We start from the raw sequence: 19,411 nt of genomic DNA, 5'->3' as shown, positions 1-19,411 counted from the left end.
GGCACCGGCGGGTGGCGGCCGACCAGAGTGGCGGCGGCGAGTTGGTGCTGCGCGACCGGCCCGCGCCCGCTGTGCCGACTGTGGCGACAGGCGTGGTCTTCCTACCGGTCCCGGCCGTGGCGACCTTCTTCTCGACACGGCCCGTCCACCGCAACCACCGCATACGCCGCCCCCTCCCCACCGGTTCACCGCAGCGGTCCCACCCGGCCGATGCCGCCTGCACCGCCGCCCGCCTGCACCCCGGCCTCCGCCACCGCGTCGCGCCCCGGCCCACCACCGGCGAGCGACCGCGTCGACCACTGCGTCGACCACCGCACGCCACCGGCATCCCCGTGGTCCGCGCTGCGGAGACGGGCGCCGTGACACTGCGGCGCGGATCCGATTCCTGCCGAGGCCACCAGCCGAGAGCGCCCAGATCGTCGGCCACCGTCAACGCTCCACACGAGGGGTGAATCCAGAGTGGACCAGAACGTGCCCGCCACGTCGTCGGTACGACCCGGAGACGGCATCACCGCCTTCGTCGGCGACGGAACCGGTGATGCCGGGGCATCGGCAGTAGACGCCCCGGGCACGGCGCCACCGCCGCACGTGTCGGGCATCGGTCCCGGCGTCGCGCACCCCGGGCGCGCGACGGACTATCTCGTGGGAGGAGGTCACAACTTCCGGGTCGACCGCGACCTGGCCGGGCAGTGGCTCAGGGCCTGTCCCGAGTGCAGGGCGGCCGCGGTGGCGAGTCGGGCCTTCCAACGTCGCGCGGTGCGCCATGCCGCCGCCCGAGGGCTGCGGCGGTTCGTGGACCTGGGGTGCGGGCCGGGAGGCGTCGGCGCGCCGCACACGGTCCTGGCCGACCAGCCGCAGGCCACGGTGACCTACGTGTGCTCCGACGGCATCGAGGCCGCGTTGGGACGCCGGCTCGTCGGGGAATCCCGGTACGCGGTGGTGCTCGCCGACCCCCGCCTGCCGATCTCGACGTGGACCCGGGTGCTGATCACCGAGCGGTGCGCGCCGTGTGATCCGGTCGTGCTGGTGGCGGTGGGACTGGCCGAGCACCTCGACGGCACCGGTGGATGGGGATCGGTGTTGGCGGGCTGGCGCCGGATCCTGCCGGTCGGGTCGCTGCTGGTGGTCTCCGCGGCACTCAAGACCGCCGCCCGCCCGGGGCCCGGCCCGGAGCGGGCACTGGCGGCCGCGGTCGAGCGGGCCGGTTGGACAGTGCAAGCGCCCGTGCAACGCGCCAACCGATGGTGTCCCGAGGTCGACGTCGACGTCCCCGCGCCCCCGGTGTGTCTGGCGGTCAACGCCGAACCCGCAACTGCGGGTCCGCTGTGACCGATGTCCCCGACGCAAGCGACCTCATCACCCCGCCGTCGAGGCAACCGGACCGGGGTGCCGGCATCGCCGGCGTGACCGGCGGCCCAGTGCGGTGCCCGACGCGCCCGCTGCCCACCCTTGCGTCCTCGCGGGCGTAATCACCACAACCAAGGACCCACGACCTGTGCCCACGCACCTCACCCTCATCCAAGCCCGCAGCGCACCGAGCCACGCCACGCGGATCCGCCAACGGCCCGGGCCCAGGCCCGACACCGCGACCAGGGTGGGACTGCCGGGGCAGCCGCACCCGGCTTCCAACATCCCGCGCTGCGCCGCGACGGCGCCGACCGACGTCCGTGAGCCGTTCGCCGCCGGGCCACCGCCCACGGTCCACCAGCGGCTCCGGCATCGCCTCCGGGTTCTCGGACCGGACGTCGCACCGGTGCACGCCCACACCGCACTCGACGATCACGACGTAACCACCCGATCACGACGTAACCACCACCGTCCCGGGCGGTGCGGGGGAGTGGATGTCGCACACGGGCCGGGACACGGGCCACGTCCGGCTTGCCCGGCGTGCGACCGCTGCCCTGGACCCGTCGGCAAGGCGGCCCTGGCACATCGGATCGACCGGGCACCGGGCGACGTCGATTCCACTGGCGTCGATTCCACCGGTCGAGCGAACGTGTCAGGGCGCGTCGCCGGGACGCTGTTCGCCGCCGGGCGCCCCGAACGGGCCCCGACGTGTCTCAAGCGCGCACCGAGTTCCACCCCGCCACGAGTCGGCGGCGGCCGACTGCATGCTGCTGCCCGCCCCGCACCGGCCACCGGGCGACGATCCGACAGGCCGCCCCGCCCGGACCGCCCTGCCACCGGTCGACCGGCCGCCCACCAGTGGCCCGCGCACGACACCCGCGACACGCCGGCATCCGCGGGGCCGCGGGTGCCGCTGCCGGCCGGGATCGGCCTCGTACCGGCCGCCTGCCCGCACGGCAGCCCACCCGCCCGGTACGGGCTCGGCGTTGCCCGTCCGCGGACCGGGCGGCACGCCGCGCCGCCTCCGCCGCGCCGCCTCCGCCGCGCCGCCTCCGCCGCGCCGCCTCCGTCTCGCCCACCCGTCCACCCACAGGAGGAACCGATGACCACCACCGATACCGGTTCTCCGGCAGCGACGCCGCCGGTCGCGACGTTCTGGCGCCCCGGGCCGATCGCGGCGCCGGACGAGCCGGTCGTGCGGGCCACCGGCACGCGACGGTGGATGCTGGCCGCCGCGTGCGCGGCCGGGTCGGTGTTCCTCGCCTTGCAGTGGGGCAGGAACATCGAGCACGTGCACAGGATCGCCGCCGGCCTGCCACCGCAGGCGGCATCGGATGCCGACCTGGCCACCCGCAACCTCATCTACTGCGCCGCCGCGGTGATCACGGTGGCATGCGTCCGGATGGCGACCAACAGCCACACCGCCGGTCTGCGGCCGATCCTCGGCACCACCACCCGCTACGCGCTGGCCTACTACCTGCGCGTGGTCTGCCCGGTCGCCACCGTCGCCGGGCCGCTGCTGGCGCTCGTCGGTGCCGTCGTGCCCGGCCTGGGCGCCCTGATGTTCGGCGAGCGCGCCCGGAGCCGCCCCTGGCTTCTCGACGTCCAGCACGCGATGGCCGCCGGCCTGGTCGAATCGGTCGTCGCGTTGATGCTGGTGTGGGTGGTCCTGGAGCACCTGCCCGCCGGGAGGGGCCGCACCGTCGCCGACACCGCGTGGGCACCGGCGATCGTCGTCGTGGTGCAGGTCTCCTACCACCTGGACGCCGGCCCGACGGCCCTGTTCCTCGTCGCGCCGGTGCTGCTGACCGTCGCCGGGTGGCGATACCACCGCAACCTGGCGGGCATCGTCGTCGGACACACGCTCTACGACCTGGTCGCGGCGTTCACGCTCCCCGTACTCACCGCGGCGGGCCTGGGCGGACTGCCATCGGCGGTGATCGTGTTCGTCATCATGCCGCTGTTCTTCGCGATCACGGGTACCGCGCTGGACCCCCGCTGGCTGCTGCGCCGCCCCGGCCGAGGTCACTGACCTGGACGTTCCCCTCATCCGGGCGGCCATGCACACCAGGACACCTCCGCGTTGTCCGCCAGGCATCACCCGGCGCTCGTCGCGGCCCCGGCCACCGCCGTGGATCCGACCCGAAGCGCCTGACCAACCCTCCGGTCGACGAACTTCTCCACGACCACCTTCACCGCTGGTCGTGGGCCGAGGACTGTGATGATCATTTCTCCGGATGTCCCCGCCGAGCTGCAACAACAACTGCAACGCCCTCCGCGGTGGCGGGCCACGGCGCCCGCCGAACTGCCCCGCGTGCGCAGGGACGTCCGCGATCACCTCATGACCTCGCAGTTCATCGCCAAGACGATAGAGAAGTACCACCACCAGGTCGCCACCACCGACCCGTTGTGGTTTCGCGAGGCACCACAGCGCGACGACCAACTCGACCTCGACGTGCTGCGGATGCTGGACTTCGAGGCCGACCTGCTCGGCGGCGCGCCGTTGTACCAGGTCGACCCGGACATGACGTTGATGGCGCTCAACCTCGCGGCCGACACCCCCGCCACCCGACTCGAAGCCGACTACCTGCCCAGCCAGAGCGGGTTCGCGTTGTTCGAGGAGCCCATCGGCGGCTTCCGCATGCGGCTGGTGGACAAGCTGGGATACCGCACCGCGCAGCGACCGATCTGGCTCGATCCCGCAGCGACCTGGCCGGTGCCTATCGTCGGAGCAAGCTGGGCACGCGGCGTCCTCGACGGGAACGACAGCCTCAGGGTGTCCTTCTACACCCCCCAGCCCGAAAACCTCTGGGCCCGCCTTCCCCCCGACACCGTCGTCGCCGTCAACCGGGACAACGGCCGCACGACGACCGCCGGCTCTCAGGCACGAGCGATGCAGCGGGAACTCCAAGCCGAGCAGTGCGCCGAACTCGTCTGGTACGGCCAGTCGACGGTGAAGATCGGAAAGCCACTGCGATCCCCGACTCTGCCCCTCTACGCCCAACCCTGGCTCCAGACGCTCTACGCGCTGTTCCAACTGCACTCGCTCGGCCCCACCACGGACGCGCTCGGCGAAACCGATCTCGTGCACGTGCCGACCAGCGAACGCAAACGCGACCGCCGCGCCGGCATCCACGACACCGGGCACGTGCACGTGGTTCGCCTGCGCAGCCGACACCGCACACAGCCCGCCCATCCTGCCAACCCCGGGAGACTGTGGGGACCGCTGGAGCACCGCCACCTGGTCGGCCAGTACCGGCAGAACAAGTGCCTGGACACCCATAAGCACCAGCAAGGAACCTGCCGCCACCACAAGGACCATCCCGTCCAAGGCCACTTCAAAGGTCCCCAGGGGGCGCCCATCCGGTGGCGCGTCAACTGGCTCACCAGCCAAGGGCGCCACCACCCGCTCACCGTGCGGTGAGAGCACCCCCGCCCCACCACCTGGACCACAACGCCGAACCCGACCGGGCCGGCATCACCTGTTACGAGGACCACGACACCATGCCCCGCACGCCTCTGCCCGCCCGCCCACCCCGCGGGGACAAACTGCCGACGCTCCTGAACGGGGTGCGCGAGTCGCTGCTGTCCCTGGACGGGACGAACCACTCGACGACGCGGGCGGTCATCGACGCGGTGATGCTGGCCGAGACCACCACGGGAACGCCGTTCGCCTCGTCGACCCACGCGACCGCCACCGTCTTCCACGACGCCCCGGACATCGTGGCGCAGTACGCACACCGGCTCCGACCGGGCCGACAGCGCGGACAACTCCACGCTCGGTCGACCGAGGAGACGATCACCCGGCTCGCCCGCCGGGCCGAGACGTTCGGGCAGGCCGCGTGAGCCCGGCCGCGGAAGGCCCCTGGGACGACGTGGCCGTGCTGGCAGCGTCGCTGGCGCAGCAGTGGGCGGCCACCCCCGCGGAGGTCCCGGCGGAGCGGATGCGGCGGCTGCGCGACCTGACCGAGCACCTGGCCGACCGCGCCCCGACCTCGCCCGAGGTGGCCGGGCTGCTGCACGCCGCCTGCGACTTCTACGCCCGCGCCGGTCAGCACCGCCTGGCCCACGGGATGGGCCTGCGCGCCCTGGCGGTGTGGCGCGCCCGCGCCGACACCGCACCGAGCACCGCCACGCCGATCCCCGCCACGGTGGCCGGCTACCGCGACGCCCTGCACGCCCTGGCGCGCCTGCACCGGGCGGTGGGCGTGCTGCACGAGGTGGCCGACGCGCTGGAGGAGTTCCTGGAGCTCCTCCAGCTCCTCCAGGTGCCCGACGAGCTGTTGCGGGCCTGGGCGCTGCGGGAGCTGGGCGCGGTCATGCTCGAAGTCGGCCGGCCCGACGCCGCCGACCACCACCTGACCCGGGCCGCGCAGCTGTACCGGGACCTGCGGGGTCACCGCCTGCGGTTCTCGGCGGCGGCCGCCGCCGAGCACGCCGTCTGCCTGGTCCTGCTGGGCTGGGCGCAACCCGACCAGGCCGGACGCGAACGGCACTTCACCGCGGCCCGGGCCGCGGTGAGTGTCGCGGGCCCGGCGGCGCGCACCGGCGGGCCGGACCCGGTCGCGGCGATGACCGCCACCGACCCCACCGCGGCCGCGGCCATGCTGGCCGAGTTCGGCACGCCCGCCTGGCCCGCCCCGGTGATCACCGGGACCGGCCGACCCGACCCGCTCACCGCACCCGGGCCGTGACCGGCCCGCACATCCCGTTGTCCCAGGCAGAAAGGCAGTGTGTATTGCCCGGCACGTCACGTCCGTTGCTCAATGAGGGCGGCAGCGCCCAGCGCAGGGAACTGGGCCGGGAACTGCGCCGCGCCCGACTGGCCTCCCAGGTCACCGTCAAACAACTGCTGTCCGTGATGGGCTGGACGGACGGCATGCTGCACCACCTGGAACGGGGCAGGCGCGGCACGAACCCCCTCGACGTCGCCCGGCTCCTCGGCGCCTGCCACAGCGACCTCCCCACCCACGCGCGGGTCCACCACCTGCTCCAGGAACCCGCCGCCGACCACGTCGTGCGCGCGCATCCGGCACTGGCCCCCGACGACCTGGCGATGCTGGCCGCCCACGAGGACATCGCCACGACGATCACGATCTACAGCCGCCTGCGCATACCCGATCTGGTACAGACCGAGGACTACGCCCGCGCCGTCCTCGCGCACCTGCCCGACGCCGCCAGACGTGTCGACCTCCGCATGGCACGCCAACAACGACTGCTCGACCGCACACCCGCCCCCACGGTGACCGTGTACCTGCACGAGGCCGCCCTGGGACGCGCCGCCCTGGGCAGCCTCGGCGACGACACGATCGCACACGGGCAACTGCTGGCCCTGGCACCACGCCACGACGACCATCCGTGGCGGATCCGGCTGGTCCCCGACATCCCCGAGGCACCGCCCTGGGCCTGGACCCTGATGCCCTGGTCCTGGACCCTGATGACCTTCCCCGAGCCGATCAGGACTCTGACCTACAGCGAAACCCCCACCGCCACCGTGTTCACCGAAGGCGACGAGCACGTCTACCCGCCACAGCTGGACCTGCTGGACCGCATCGCGCTGTCGCGGACCGCGACCACCACACGGCTGCGCCTCCTGGCCGAGGAACTCCACGCCCCGGAGCCGACCACCGGCGCCACGGCAACCCCATCCACCACCCCGTCCCCCGACCGACCGGAGGCACCGTGAACCCGCTCGACCGGCTCCGGCCGGCGCTGGACGCCGAACTCCGCCAGGCACGCGACACGCTCGGCTGGACCCGTCAGGACCTTCGCCGGGCACTGCCGGACTGGCGCGCCGCCCACCCCGACACCGAGGGCGAGACCGAAGGCACGTTGTGCCTGCAGATCCTGGCCGGCTACGAACTCGGCACCCGGACCCCGAGCGTGCTGCGCCTGGCCGAACTCGCCGCGGTGCTGGGTCTGCCGGCCTCGGTCCTGCTGCACAACGCCGAAGCACGCGCCCAAACCCACACCATGGGCTTCGGGGGCTGTGGGTCGACCTCACGCGCCTGGCCCGCAGCAGCGACCCACGACTCCAGCCGCTGGTGCCCCGGGGCCGGGCCCGGACGGCGCGCAGCGTCGCGCCGATCGCGCCGGTGCGGTTCACCCCCCACGCCATGGCGGCCCTGCCGGCCGCGGGCCACAACGCCCACGACGTGCTCGCCGGACTTCACGACCTGGCCCACGTGCCCGTACAGACCACATCGACACCCCGCCACGACGAACAGGGCATCCCCTCACGATCCGCAGTGACGACCGGGCGGTGGGCCGAGGTGAGCCGCCACACCACGATCCCGCGTCCCCGCTGGTCGACCCGCCGCCGGCCCTGCGTCGACCGCAACGACCTGCGCCGCGCTGCCGGCGCCGGGCATCCGCCAGGAACGGTTGCACCGGCAGACCTACGCCGATGCCGGGGAGCCGGTGACGGCCGTGCCCGACATCCGGACGGCCCGACGCGTCATGGTCCCGTCCGGCCCGGCGTCGCCTGTCGTGCACCGCGCGGTCCGGTCGGGCACGCGACCGCGTACCCGCTCGCCACCGTCCGCACCGCGAACCGCGGCACCAGGTGATCGGCCGCCGGAGACCGCGGTCCCGCCGGAGCGCAACCGCCGGTCCCTGCCCGGCCCACCGGGATCACTCTCCCACCCGGTGGGCCGGAGCCCGCAGCACCACCTCGACACCGAAAGGCACGGTCGTTGCCCGACACCCCGCACGAATACGGCAAAGCAGCCCTCGCCACCCCCCGGGTGGACGGAAACGCACAGGCCAGAGAACTCGGAGAAGAACTCCGCCGCGCCCGCCGGAATAGCGGGATGACCATCGAGGAAATCCTGTCGGTCCTCGGCTGGGCAAAGGTCACGCTGCTCAGGCTCGAAGATGGAAGACGCGGTAAAAGCGCCTGGGACATCGCCCGCCTGCTCGGCGTGCTCCACGCCGACACCGAAACGTGCGAACGGGTCAACCGACTGCTGCGACAACCCGTCACCAGGGAATTCGTCCGGTCGCACCCGCGGCGGGCGCACGACGACCTGGCGGTGCTGGCGGTCCATGAGCAGCGGGCGGCGACCATCACGACCTACGACCGCACGGGCGTGCCACCGCTGCTGCAAACCGAGGACTACGCCCGACTCGACCTCGCGTACACGCAGGACGTCGACCACGCCCTCCGCATCCGGCTGGACCGGCAGAAACGCATGTACGAGGACTGGACACCGGAGACGCCCGCGGTGTTCTACATCCACGAATCGGCACTCTCGACACCCGTTCCGGATGACGACGCAACGGACGTCATGTGCAACCAGTTGCTGTGGTTGGCATTCGCGGGCAGGGAATTCCATCGCCGCGTACGACTGGTACCGGCCGCGCGACACGGCCCACGGCATCCGTTTACCCTGATGACCTTCGCCCGGCCCTTGCGGTCATTGGCCTACACCGGGACGGCCACCGCAACGGTATTCACCGAAGGACACGACGCCGTCTACAGGCCGTTGGTGGCCGAGTTGGACCGGATCGCGCTCGATCCGGACCGGACCGTCGAGGAGTTGCACCGTCGCGCCGACGCCCTCAGCGGCACCGCGATCCACCAGGCGGCCACCACGTCCAGCCAAGGACACCCCGCCCGATGACACCCCGCCCGATGACACCCCACCCGACGACGGCCCGCCCGACGACGCCTCCTCGGCGCACCGGCACCGACCCGCGCCGCCCGCACGCCGCCCCGTCGACCGGCCACCCGGGCAAACTGCCCGGCGGTGGTGACGGTGCGCGCGCTGGTCCCCGACGAACGCGACCGCGTGCTCGCGCGCGGGTGAGGGCATGAGCTTCGGGCCGGGGTGGTCGCCGTCCTCTCGGCCGCGGTGGTCGATCTCTGTGCCGGCCGGGGGCGTCCGGGTCGGTGGTGTGTTCGGTGTTCGTTCCAGGGTCGGTTCACGGGGGTGTGCCGTGGGACGCCGGCCGCAGACGTCTGGCGGGTGAGAACGCGGTTGCCTGTGGTCACCCGGGCCACCCTGCTGGGTCAGCGGCCCGGGCCTGGTCGAACCCGGGCTGATGACGCTGTTGTGGTTGAAGCAGGAGGGCGCCTGCGGCGTCGCGCGGATGATGGTCGATCGTGTCCGCGCAGTCCGGCGCGGACGGTACACCGCAGCGCTCGCCGAGCCCGTCGAGGCCGCCGGCCCACTGTTCCCCACACTTCCGAGTGATCAGGGCCATCTGGGGCGTCCCTACCCGCCCATCTTCTACGTGGTCTTCGTCCCCGACCGCCTGCCTACGTGCAGGACGTGCCGGACGGCCACCGACCATCCGATTCGGTGACCGACCACGTCGCCGGCGTCGTGGTCGTGCGCTGCCGACCACCGCAACGGTCCTTGCGGGTGCTTCTGTGCGGTCTGGCGCCCGCCCAGAAGCACCCGCAAGGGGTCAGCGTTCGCGGCCCAGCAGGATGTGGGGGTAGCCGCGGTTGACGCGTTCGCCCAGGTCGACGCCGAGGTCGGCGATGGTCTTGTCCAGCCGGGCGTGGGCGTCCTCGACGGTGTCGGCCTCGCCCTTGAACTCGAACTCGACGAAGTCGCCGGCGTCGGCGACGCGGTCGAGCGCGATCTCGACGTCGTCCAGTTGCCAGGTGGTGCGGGTCTTGTCGACGGTGACCAGCGGTGGGAAGCCCAGGGCCTCGAACGCGTGGCGCAGGGCCTCGATGTCGCCGACGGGGGTCTCGTACTCGGTGGCGTGGGCGGTGCCCTCGCCGGGCTTGTGCCACTGCTTGTAGTTGAACGAGGAGCCGCGCTGCTCGGTGCGGAAACGCACCCACTCGGTGATGGTGTCCGGGGCGAGGAAGTCGCGGCCCGGGTGGTTGTAGTAGGCGTCGATCTGGCGGGACGGTTCGGCGGCGGTGGCGCCCAGTTCGGTGAGGCGGGCGGTGACGGCGTCGGCGTCGGCGTCGGGCAGGGCGTACTTCTGCTCGACCTCGGTGTACTTCACGGACGGTGTCCTTCCGGGGTGTCGGGGTGCAGTGCCGCGCGGATCCGGGCGACCTCGTCGTCGGTGAGCGGGCCGCCCAGGCACGTGACGTCGGTGTGGATCTGTTCAGGGTCTCGGAACCCGACGAGCACGATCGAGTCGGGGGCGTGGTGCAGTGCGTAGCGCAGCGCGACGCGGGCCAGCCCGGTGGTGCCGGTGCCGTGGAGGGCGTGCAGCGGCGCGAGCCGGTCGGCCAGCCGGCGCAGCGCGTCGGGGGCGAAGCGGGGGTCGTGGTGGCGGTGGTCGGTGTCGCTGAAGTGGCGTGGGGCGCGGTGGTCGTGGGCGCCGATGAGCAGCCCTTGGCCGAGTGCCTGCTTGATCAGCACCCCTGCCTGGTGGCGGCGGGCGAAGGCGAAGATGTCGGTCTCGCCCGCGCCGTAGAGCGGGCTGAGCAGGTTGTAGCGGGCGGTGAGGACGTCGGGTCGGATGGTGTGGAACAGCCGCAGGAACCGGCCGGTGTCGGCGGCCTCGGGCCGGTCCTGGTCGGCCCACTGCTCGGCGAAGGTGTGCGGGGCGCGCATCCCGACCGCGCGGATCAGGCCCTGGACGCGCCACTCGTCGAGCAGGTCGACCACGCCGGTGAGGTAGTGGTCCTGTTCGCCGAAGTCGGTGCTGTGCACGAAGTAGACGTCGAGGTGGTCGGTGCCGAAGTTGTCCAGGGCCGGACGCGCGATCCGCTGCACCCCGCTGAAGATGATCACCGTGGAGTGCATCGCCCGGGGCTACCTCACCGGCCTGGGCCTGCGCGAGTACCAGCGCGACGGCGCCGTCTCCGGCGTCGCGCTCCCGCCCGGCCTGCTCGACGGCAGCAAGCTCCCCGAGCCGATCTTCACGCCCACCACCAAGGGCGGCGACACCGGCCACGACGAGTTCATGCGCTTCGACGACGTCGTCGACCAGGTCGGCCGGGAGACCGCCGAACGCCTGCGCGAGCTGACCCTGGCCATCTACACCTTCGGCGCGGCCATCGCAGCCGAACGCGGCATCATCATCGCCGACACCAAGCTGGAATTCGGTCTCGCCCCCGACGGCACCCTCGTCCTCGGCGACGAGGTCCTCACCTCCGACTCCTCGCGCTTCTGGCCCGCCGACCAGTGGCAACCCGGCCGCGAAGGCGGCCAGCCCTCCTTCGACAAGCAGTTCGTCCGCGACTGGTCACTGACCACCGGCTGGGACAAGACCCCGCCCGGCCCGGCCATGCCCGACGACATCGTCGAGGCCACCCGCGCCCGCTACGTCGAGGTCTACGAACGCATCACCGGCAACACCTGGCCTCAGGACCCGGAATTCCGACGCGACCCGGCCACCGATCCCGCCTACGCGGGCTACCGCACCGACGCCCTCGACGGCCACCTCAACTACAACCGCCGCATCCACGGCGACTGACCGCACGAACCGGCGACCACGCCACCCCGGCAGTGTTTCGGCGCTCGTCCACCGCTGTCACCGTGCTCGCCGCCGCGTCGACGGCCGCGTAGCCCCCGCCAGACGGCAGGGGCTACGCGGATCGGGCATACTACCGGCGTGTCAAAGGGGATCGACCCGGTAGTCGGTCCCGTGCGCTGATCGGCCGGGTTGGCCCCGGACCGCGGGCCACGCCACCACCGACACGCACCCGCCCGGTGAACTCGACACGCCGGTCAGAGCCGGTCCCAGCCGGTGGCCAGGCCCGGATCGGCCGCCAGCACCAGGCTGTCCTGGATGTGGCCGTACCAGGCGCCGCTCACCGAACGCCGGCCGCCGCGGCGCGGCTCGTCCAGCAACCGCAGCAGCCCCACCGTGGACAACCAGTCCTGCAGCTCCGACCGGTCCAGCACGAACGGTGAACGCTCCCGGCAGCGCGCCAGCACCCGTTCGGCCGCGGCCGTGTCGTGCAGATCCGCGGCGTGGCGGCCCCGGAAGTCCCGGGCTGCGGCGCGAGAGCGGTAGGCGTCGGGGAACACCCGCCGATGCAGCCGGGCCTGCGCACGGGTGACCGCCGGCGCTTGGAGGAACCCGATCAGGCCGGTGATCTGGTGGGCCAGCGTGTCCTCCACATTGGCCGCCATCCGCACCAGCACGCCGTCGGGCACCGGCGCCGCGTCGAAGTAGTCCGCGGTAATCGGGATCATGCGCCCCGCCCCACCGTGGCGTGCAGGCCGAACCGCTGCAACTGCACCGCACATCGCTCGGCGCCGCCCTGGTCGGGGAACGCCGCCACGTCACACCGGCCGCGCCGGTGCACCGCCATCGTCGCCGCCCGCGCCTGCAGGTCGTCCAACCCGCACAACGCACGCAGCAGGTAGGCGACCATGAATATGGTGTTCACCTCGTCGTCGTGCAGGGTCACCCGCCAGGGTGCGTCATCGGCCACCGGCGCAGTATGCGCCATCCCCACCACCGCCCCGCAGGGACAGCCCTCACCGGGGACGAGGCGCACCGACACCGGACAGCCGGACCAACGCCGCCCAGCCGGCCCGGGTCGCCGCCATGACGGCGAGAGCCGGACCCGCACCGATCCACCATAGGCCGACGGCCTTGACTTGTGCGTCTGTCGGCGGCCGACTGCCTCGAGAACATCCCCGCTGCAGGCCCGTGCCTACAGAGGTTGATTTCGTGTTGGCGGGGTGGAACCGGCCCCGTGACGTTTCTTGATCGTCGCGGTATGCCGGGTGGATGAGGTATGCGCAGGGTGGCGGCATGACGCCCTGCCAGCAGCAGGCCCGGGAGCGCATTCGACTTGAGGCCGGTGCGCGGTTCGCCCGCGGCGAGAAGACCACGGCGGTCGCGGCGGAGCTGCGGGTGGGGGTGCGGCAGGTGGAGAAGTGGCGCCGGACGTGGCGCGAGGGCGGGCTGGAGGCGTTGCGTTCGGCGGGGTTGATGTCGGTGGAACGGCTGTCCCCGGCGCAGTGGGAGCGGTTGGTGCGCGAGCTGGGGGCGAGGGCCGTTGGTCCACGGCTGGAACCAGGGGCAGGGCTGGATCCTGGGCCGGGTCAAGACGATGATCGGCCGGTTGTTCCACGTCGGCTACACCGTGCAGGGGGTGTGGCGGCTGTTGCGCGGGCACGGCTGGTCGCTGCAGGTGCCCGCGCACGGGCGATCGAGCGTGACGACGGGGCGGTCGGGGTGTGGCACGGGGAGGTCTGGCCCTGGGTAAAAGACTCGCCGCGGACCTGGGCGCCTGGATCTGCTTCGAGGACGAGGCAGGGCAGGGCCTGAGGCCGCCGAGAGACCGCAGCTGGGCTCCCCGCGGACAGACACCCCGGTGTTTCGGGTGCGCGACGGCCGTCAGGGCTGGGTGTCCATGGCCGGCGTGCTGTGCTTCAGGCCCGGCCGGCGGCCGCACCTGCTTTACCGGTTACGGCTGTGGCACGGCCGCAAGGGCGAGCGGCGCGGCTTCACCTGGAGCGAGTACCGGGACCTCCTCCTGGCCACCCACCACCGGCTTCGGGCTCCGTTGGTGCGGATCCGGGACAACTTGAATGTCCACAAGACGCACGAGTTGGTGGAGTTCGTCGACGCGAACCGGGACTGGCTGCGGGTGGTGCACCTGCCGTCCTATGCGCCGAACCTGAATCCGGCCGAGGAGGGATGGTCGCTGCTCAAGCGGTCGTTGGCCGAGTTCGCCGCGGCCGACCTCGACCACCTCGTGCGCGTGGTGAAATGCAAACTCAAGAAGATCCAGTACCGCCCCGACGTACTCGACGGCTGCCTGGCCCAGACCGGACTGACCCTCACGACGCCATGACCACACCGACCGCCATCGCTCATTTAACCTCTGTAACGAGCTACGACGAACAGCTTCCGACGCGCCCACACCCACCCCCCACCTCGGAAGCCACATCAGCCTGCTCTGGGACGCCCCCGAGCGGCTCATCGTGCCGCCGCAGCCACTGGCTCTGCCGGAGGCCGAGTAGGACCAGTCGGGGCGCGGCCTGCGTGGCGGAGGTGCTTGGATCGATATCAGATTGTTGATGCGCACGGCGTTGATCAGGCTCATGTCGCTCGGCCGTCAGGATGTCGCGGTCTGCATGTCATTACACTCGTTAGGCCGTATGCGTGGGTACCGGATGATCGTCAGGATGTCAGAGTGGATCGACGCGGAGCGTGGCTCGGAGCGGCATGTCTGTCGGCAACCGCCTTTATCGCGGTGCTGGTGCTGCAGGACGAGGACGTGCTGGATGTGCTGGACAAACTGGGAAGCGTCATCGCGGCGGTGCTCACACTGTTTACGTTCGTGGCACTGTTCTTCTCTCGACGCGCCGACAGCGGCAGTGCCACCAGCGATCAGGAGGCTGGCCTGGAGCAGGCTGCCGACAAACTGGCGGAGTTGATCAAGCGGCGACACGAGCAGGAAGCCCAGGTTCGACTGGTGACCCCGTCGAACGGGTTGGAGGTGCGCTTCCTGTCTACCGACCGGCCAGTTGCTGCGACTGCGGACGAGGTGATCGGTCCCCCGACGACTCTGACACGCTCGATTCCGCTGGACCTTCACGGTGACAGCGCTGACCTGATAAAGACATTCGATCGATTACCTGCTCGCCGCTTGGTAATTCTCGGTGGCCCAGGGGCAGGTAAGACCACGGCTGCCGTGGGCCTCACCATAGCGTTAATCAACCGGCGCAACCCCGGTGAACCGGTGCCGATGCTGGTGTCACTGTCGGCATGGAACCCGGAAAGGGAGGGCCTAGAGAGTTGGCTGGCCCGGCGGATCGCCGTGGAGCATCCACCTTTCAGCAAGGGAGGCCCGCACGGGCCCGAGGCCGCGAAGGAATTGGTGCGGCGAGGCATGGTGTTGCCCGTATTGGACGGATTCGACGAGATCGCTACCACTGCACGAGTTCGAGCACTGCGCGGGATCGCCGCCACTGTCGGTTATGACCGGCCATTAGTGCTTACCAGCCGCCCCGAGGAGTATCAGGCCGCGATCGGTGAGATAGGTTTTCCATTGGGACGTGCGCTGGTAGTCGACCTCATGGAGGTGACCGCAGAGGCGGTGGCGGACTACTTGGACTCTGGACGCCCGGTTGGAGATGCCCGTTTTGCGCCGGTTACAGCGGAATTACGAGCGCATCCGGACGGGGTGTTGGCGCAGGCGCTGTCCACTCCGTTGATGGCTGACTTGGCTCGAACCGCCTACGCGCCTGTCAAGACCGACCCGGCTCAAATGTTGGCTCTAACAACCGTCGAGGGGGTGGAGCGACTATTGCTTGACTCCTATATTCCTGCACTTTACTCTCCGGAAGAGAATCCGGAGCAGGTGGCTGCCGTGTTGGCGTTCCTCGCCGCTGCTCAGGCGTCGAAACCCGGCACAGATTTGACCTGGTGGCGCTTGTGTCTACTTTTACCCCGTCCGCAAGTTCAAGTTTCGGCGATTAAGGGTGCAATTACTGGGGCGGTCATAGCTGTCTTGCTGTTCGTTGCGACGATATTCACTACGCCCGCGTCGCGGTCGGTCAGTCCTGGCGTCCTGACGATATCGCGCGTATTTACTCTGATTGTGCTGGCCATCCTGGGCTGTGTGGTAGGCCTTGCGATCGGCGCACTCGTTGGGCTGGTAATGCGCATGCTCATCGGCAGCGACGACGACACACGCTTGGTGCCCCTGCCCAAAATGATGTCGCGGCCGACCGGGGCGGCGATCGTCCGGTACGTTGTCGGGCTCCTCGTCGGGGGACCTGTGGTTGGTTATCTGGTTGCCCGAGATCAACCTCCGGGCATCATGGTCGGACTTGGTACGCTGGTTGTGCTTCTGGGGTTGATTAACATTGAACTTGTCGGCCGCATTCCGGCTGACGACCCCGGTCATCCTCGTGACAGCCTTGCTTCTGATCGCGCCATGGCAATATTGAACGGGGCGGTTACTTTTTTCGGTATGGCGCTCCTCGTGCTACTCGCTGGGCTAAGCGCGGATGTCAGTTTCATCGGCTCTCTATCGACCGCTCTGGGTATGGCGGCACTTTTCACCTCTCTGTACCCATTCAGTTGTGCCTGGATCAAGTACTCCCTAACGTGCTTGTTGCTCTGGAGGTACGGAGGTGTGCCATGGCGGCTCATGGAATTTCTGGAACGAGCTCACGAACTTGGAGTGCTTCACCGTACCGGCGCCCTCTATCGGTTTCGTCACTTGCGCATTCAGCAATACCTTGCCGCCCGATACCCTTGTAAAGGTTCTCGCAAGATCCATCTGCGTCGCCCTCACTTTCGTTGAAGTACTGTGAGAGGCCGGGCATGCCAAGTCGGAAGTAATCGATTTCAGCAAGCTTGCTTGCGTGGGAAAGCATGACGAGCACATCGGTTGTCATTTGTTGGTAAGAGATGCTCCGCTTGCGGGTAATGGCGGCGCTAGCCCTACAGTGACATGCGTCGATCTCGAGCCTTTCGGCCACTGGAATAGCTTGCGCTGATCCATGTCGGTCGATAGAATCGCTGCGCGCGGCCGGCCGGCCGCGTATTCGTGCCGGTTCGGTAGTGCGCAACGCTCGCTCCGATCACCGAACACGGCGATCCCGGCAAGGAGTTTCCGCATGGCGCGGCAGACCATCGTCACGCTGGTCGACGACCTCGACGGCAGTGAAGCACGGGAAACCGTGGACTTCGCCCTGGACGGAGTCAGCTACTCCATCGACCTGTCCGCGGGCAACGCTGACAAGCTGCGCCGACGGCTCGCCGACTTCGTCGCGAGCGGACGACGATCCAGTGGCCGCAAGCAGCGCACTACGCGGCAACGCCACACTCGGACGACAGTTCCCGCAGGCGGCGACCGGGCACAGAACCAGGCGATCCGTGAGTGGGCCAGAAGCCGAGGAGAGCAGATCTCGGACCGGGGACGCATCTCCACGGCACTGATCGAACAGTTCCAGCAGGCCCACTCCGCCTGAACCGCGACATACACCCGCATCCGCGCGGATGAGCTGGCGGGCAGAGATCGGGAGAGAAGCCGGTTCGGCGTCCCGATGTGACCGAAACGCCGTACCTGACGCGGGTAGAAGTGCACACCGGGACCGGTCAAGTCGGCGCACAGGGAGCACTGTGACCGGTGCCGACCGGCAAGGGGCGGGTAAATCGGCCCGGCGGAAGACGGCATGTGTGGGGGCACGGTTGCGCGTTCGGGGCACACCAGATCTCGCCGGGCGCGTTGCCGTCACAGGTACTCCGCGACAGCGCCCATGACACCTACGGCAGGGCGACCCTTGCATTCGGCTGCAACACTGCTTCCGTATCGCCGATCAGGGGGTCAGGGGGAGGGTGACAACAAACCGCGCGCCGCCGACGTCCGGGTCAACGGCCTGCAGGGTGCCTGCGTGGTTGGTGGCGATGCGGCGGGCGATGGGGAGGCCCAGCCCGGTGCCGCCGGTGTCGCGGGTGCGGGCGTCGTCGAGGCGGGTGAAGCGGTCGAAGACGCGTTCGTGGTCGTCGGGTGGGATGCCGGGGCCGTCGTCGAGGACTTCCAGGATCGCCTGGTCGTTGGCGGTGCTCAGGCGGACGGTGATGGTGGTGGTGGCGTGGCGTTCGGCGTTGTCCAGGAGGTTGCCCAGCAGGCGGTCGAGCAGGGCACGGCGGCCGCGTGCCGACACCGGGTGGTCGGGCAGGTCGGTGGTGAGGGTGTGGCGGCTGCGGCGTATGTTGGTCTGATCGCGTATCAGTGCGGTGAGGTCGAGAACGTCGTCGCCGGCGATACGGCTGGCGGTGGCGGTGGCGGTGGAGTCATGGTCGAGGCGGGCGAGCAGCAGCAGATCGGAAGCCAGGTGCTGCAGTCGCTCGGTGTCGGCCAGGGCCGCGTCGACCACTGCGGGCCAGTCGGCCTGGCTGGGATGGGTGGTGGCGATCTCCAGCTCGGCGCGCAGCGCCGCGATCGGGCTGCGTAGTTCATGGGAGGCGTCGGCGACGAACCGCCGGTTGTCCTGCACCGCGGTCTCCAGTCGGTCCAGGGTGGCGTTGACCGTGTCGGCCAGTTCGGCGATTTCATTGCGGTTGCGGGACACGGGGACCCGGCGGGTCAGGTCGTGCTCGGTGATGTCGGCCATCTCCCGGCGGATCGCCTCCACCGGCCGGAGCATGCGACTGGTGGCGAGCCACACAACACAGCCGAACAGAGTGCTCAGGAGCACCGCTCCGAAGGTCAGCAACAATACCCGCGTGTTGAGAGCCCGCTGCGCTTGCTGAAGTCGTGCGCGATCGTCGGGTCGGAGTGGCACGTCTTCAGGAGGGACAGTACGGGTGTATCCGTTGTCCGCTACGTATTTGTAGCGGATTTTCGTCGCGTCGGTGAAAGGCCATAAAGACAGCTCGGGGATCACGACTGCGGAGCTATAGTCCGCTCCGCATGTGATGATTGTGTCGGCATCGATGGTGTCGTCGAATGTTATATCGCCAACCCGTACGGGTTTGGATGGCACCTGGTTGAACCACTCGACTTCCGTCGAGTCGGCGTTCCGGTTACGAACACAGTGTTGCGTTTCTGCCCATCCGACGACGACGTTCGACACGTCTCCGGGGAGCAGGTCCGATCGTGGCGGTACAACAGCAAAACTGCAGAGATAGCGCATCTCGACCGGTGAGGTGTCCGGTCGCATCGCCTCATTCCGTGCGGACATCACCGCCAGGACCGTCACGGCGGCGACGGGCACGGTGATCACAGCCGTGGCCGCAAGCGAGACCGACACACGCAACGACCGCATTCGGGACTGTTGCCAGCTCTCCATCGGTCCCACTCCTGTCCTGTGGATCAGGTAAGCCCAAGTGACGTGCCTATCCCACGCGCCACGTCCCCGGCCAGACAGTGTTGCAGCGCTCCGGCACCGCGAACTTCTCTGCTGTCGGCGGGATGACCCGGTCGGCGGAACGATGGGTCTTCACGGCCGAGTTCGACTCGGACCCACCATGCTTGAGCACGGGCGGACGTGGCGCGCCGCCGCAGTGTGCTGCATCTGCGGGCGGGTGATGAGTGGTGGCCGCGGGAGAAGGGGGCCGGGTGGCAGTCGGTATCGGTGTCCAGTTTCCGTGGTACACATTTGTGTGCACACCTGGTACCCCTTCGGGTCGGGGGGCGCCACATCAGGCCCGGTTCCCA

15 protein-coding genes and 2 pseudogenes are annotated in these 19,411 nt (G+C 70.0%); 11 read left to right on the top strand and 6 right to left on the bottom strand.

The window, feature by feature from the left end; all coding sequences use genetic code 11:
- Positions 1–185: 185 nt before the first annotated feature.
- Positions 186–317, bottom strand: coding sequence for a hypothetical protein (locus EKG83_RS49145; RefSeq protein WP_265590286.1), 132 nt, complete (start codon positions 315–317; stop codon positions 186–188).
- A gap of 142 nt (positions 318–459) precedes the next feature.
- On the opposite strand from EKG83_RS49145, the gene EKG83_RS26185 reads away from it, so the two are divergent.
- From EKG83_RS26185 to EKG83_RS26155, 7 genes are all read left to right on the top strand, one after another.
- Positions 460–1,329, top strand: a complete 870-nt coding sequence (locus EKG83_RS26185; protein WP_322746602.1) for an SAM-dependent methyltransferase — start codon at positions 460–462, stop codon at positions 1,327–1,329.
- A gap of 1,120 nt (positions 1,330–2,449) precedes the next feature.
- The gene (locus EKG83_RS26180; RefSeq protein WP_033434905.1) at positions 2,450–3,379 is read left to right on the top strand and encodes a hypothetical protein; all 930 of its coding nucleotides are present in this window, start codon (positions 2,450–2,452) and stop codon (positions 3,377–3,379) included.
- A 189-nt stretch (positions 3,380–3,568) separates the two neighbouring features.
- Positions 3,569–4,771 carry a hypothetical protein gene (locus EKG83_RS26175; RefSeq protein WP_033434904.1) on the top strand — a complete coding sequence of 401 codons (1,203 nt, stop codon included), beginning with the start codon at positions 3,569–3,571 and terminating at the stop codon, positions 4,769–4,771.
- Positions 4,768–5,193 (top strand): hypothetical protein, encoded by a 426-nt coding sequence (locus EKG83_RS26170; RefSeq protein WP_033434903.1) that lies wholly within the window; start codon positions 4,768–4,770, stop codon positions 5,191–5,193. Before EKG83_RS26175 ends, EKG83_RS26170 begins: the two co-directional genes overlap by 4 nt.
- Positions 5,190–6,041 (top strand): hypothetical protein, encoded by an 852-nt coding sequence (locus EKG83_RS26165; RefSeq protein WP_033434902.1) that lies wholly within the window; start codon positions 5,190–5,192, stop codon positions 6,039–6,041. The genes EKG83_RS26170 and EKG83_RS26165 overlap by 4 nt, the downstream gene beginning before the upstream one ends.
- A 65-nt stretch (positions 6,042–6,106) precedes the next feature.
- Entirely contained in the window at positions 6,107–7,033 is a 927-nt protein-coding gene (locus EKG83_RS26160; protein ID WP_033434901.1) for a DUF5753 domain-containing protein, read from the top strand.
- A 1,060-nt stretch (positions 7,034–8,093) separates the two neighbouring features.
- Positions 8,094–8,972 carry a helix-turn-helix domain-containing protein gene (locus EKG83_RS26155; RefSeq protein WP_228122938.1) on the top strand — a complete coding sequence of 293 codons (879 nt, stop codon included), beginning with the start codon at positions 8,094–8,096 and terminating at the stop codon, positions 8,970–8,972.
- 790 nt (positions 8,973–9,762) lie between these two features.
- On the opposite strand, the gene cyaB is transcribed toward EKG83_RS26155, so the two are convergent.
- Positions 9,763–10,320, bottom strand: a complete 558-nt coding sequence (gene cyaB, locus EKG83_RS26150) for a class IV adenylate cyclase (protein WP_033434898.1) — start codon at positions 10,318–10,320, stop codon at positions 9,763–9,765.
- The gene (locus tag EKG83_RS26145) at positions 10,317–11,072 is read right to left on the bottom strand and encodes an aldo/keto reductase (protein WP_084717059.1); all 756 of its coding nucleotides are present in this window, start codon (positions 11,070–11,072) and stop codon (positions 10,317–10,319) included. Before EKG83_RS26145 ends, cyaB begins: the two co-directional genes overlap by 4 nt.
- On the opposite strand from EKG83_RS26145, the pseudogene EKG83_RS26140 reads away from it, so the two are divergent.
- Positions 11,020–11,631: pseudogene (locus EKG83_RS26140) on the top strand (phosphoribosylaminoimidazolesuccinocarboxamide synthase); the annotation flags it as partial. The gene EKG83_RS26145 and the pseudogene EKG83_RS26140 overlap by 53 nt on opposite strands.
- A 368-nt stretch (positions 11,632–11,999) precedes the next feature.
- Here EKG83_RS26140 and EKG83_RS26135 read toward each other — a convergent pair.
- The gene (locus tag EKG83_RS26135) at positions 12,000–12,470 is read right to left on the bottom strand and encodes a DUF2017 family protein (protein ID WP_033434897.1); all 471 of its coding nucleotides are present in this window, start codon (positions 12,468–12,470) and stop codon (positions 12,000–12,002) included.
- Positions 12,467–12,712, bottom strand: a complete 246-nt coding sequence (locus EKG83_RS26130; protein WP_033434896.1) for an ATP-dependent Clp protease adaptor ClpS — start codon at positions 12,710–12,712, stop codon at positions 12,467–12,469. Before EKG83_RS26130 ends, EKG83_RS26135 begins: the two co-directional genes overlap by 4 nt.
- 302 nt (positions 12,713–13,014) lie before the next feature.
- On the opposite strand from EKG83_RS26130, the pseudogene EKG83_RS50020 reads away from it, so the two are divergent.
- The 3 genes and pseudogenes from EKG83_RS50020 (at position 13,015) to EKG83_RS26110 (ending at position 17,219) form a co-directional block, all read left to right on the top strand.
- Positions 13,015–14,086 (top strand): annotated as a pseudogene (locus EKG83_RS50020) (IS630 family transposase).
- 402 nt (positions 14,087–14,488) lie between these two features.
- A complete protein-coding gene (locus tag EKG83_RS26115; RefSeq protein ID WP_153278403.1) occupies positions 14,489–16,549 on the top strand; it encodes an NACHT domain-containing protein in 2,061 nt (686 codons plus the stop codon).
- Between the two features lie 316 nt (positions 16,550–16,865).
- Entirely contained in the window at positions 16,866–17,219 is a 354-nt protein-coding gene (locus EKG83_RS26110) for a histone-like nucleoid-structuring protein Lsr2 (RefSeq protein ID WP_153278402.1), read from the top strand.
- Between the two features lie 348 nt (positions 17,220–17,567).
- On the opposite strand, the gene EKG83_RS26105 is transcribed toward EKG83_RS26110, so the two are convergent.
- Positions 17,568–19,043, bottom strand: a complete 1,476-nt coding sequence (locus tag EKG83_RS26105) for a sensor histidine kinase (RefSeq protein ID WP_228122205.1) — start codon at positions 19,041–19,043, stop codon at positions 17,568–17,570.
- Positions 19,044–19,411 lie beyond the last annotated feature (368 nt).

Origin of the sequence: Saccharothrix syringae (assembly GCF_009498035.1) — a bacterium.
Taxonomy (GTDB): domain Bacteria; phylum Actinomycetota; class Actinomycetes; order Mycobacteriales; family Pseudonocardiaceae; genus Actinosynnema; species Actinosynnema syringae.
Note: the sequence above shows the minus strand (reverse complement) of the source record. Positions and strands in the feature narration are given on the sequence as shown.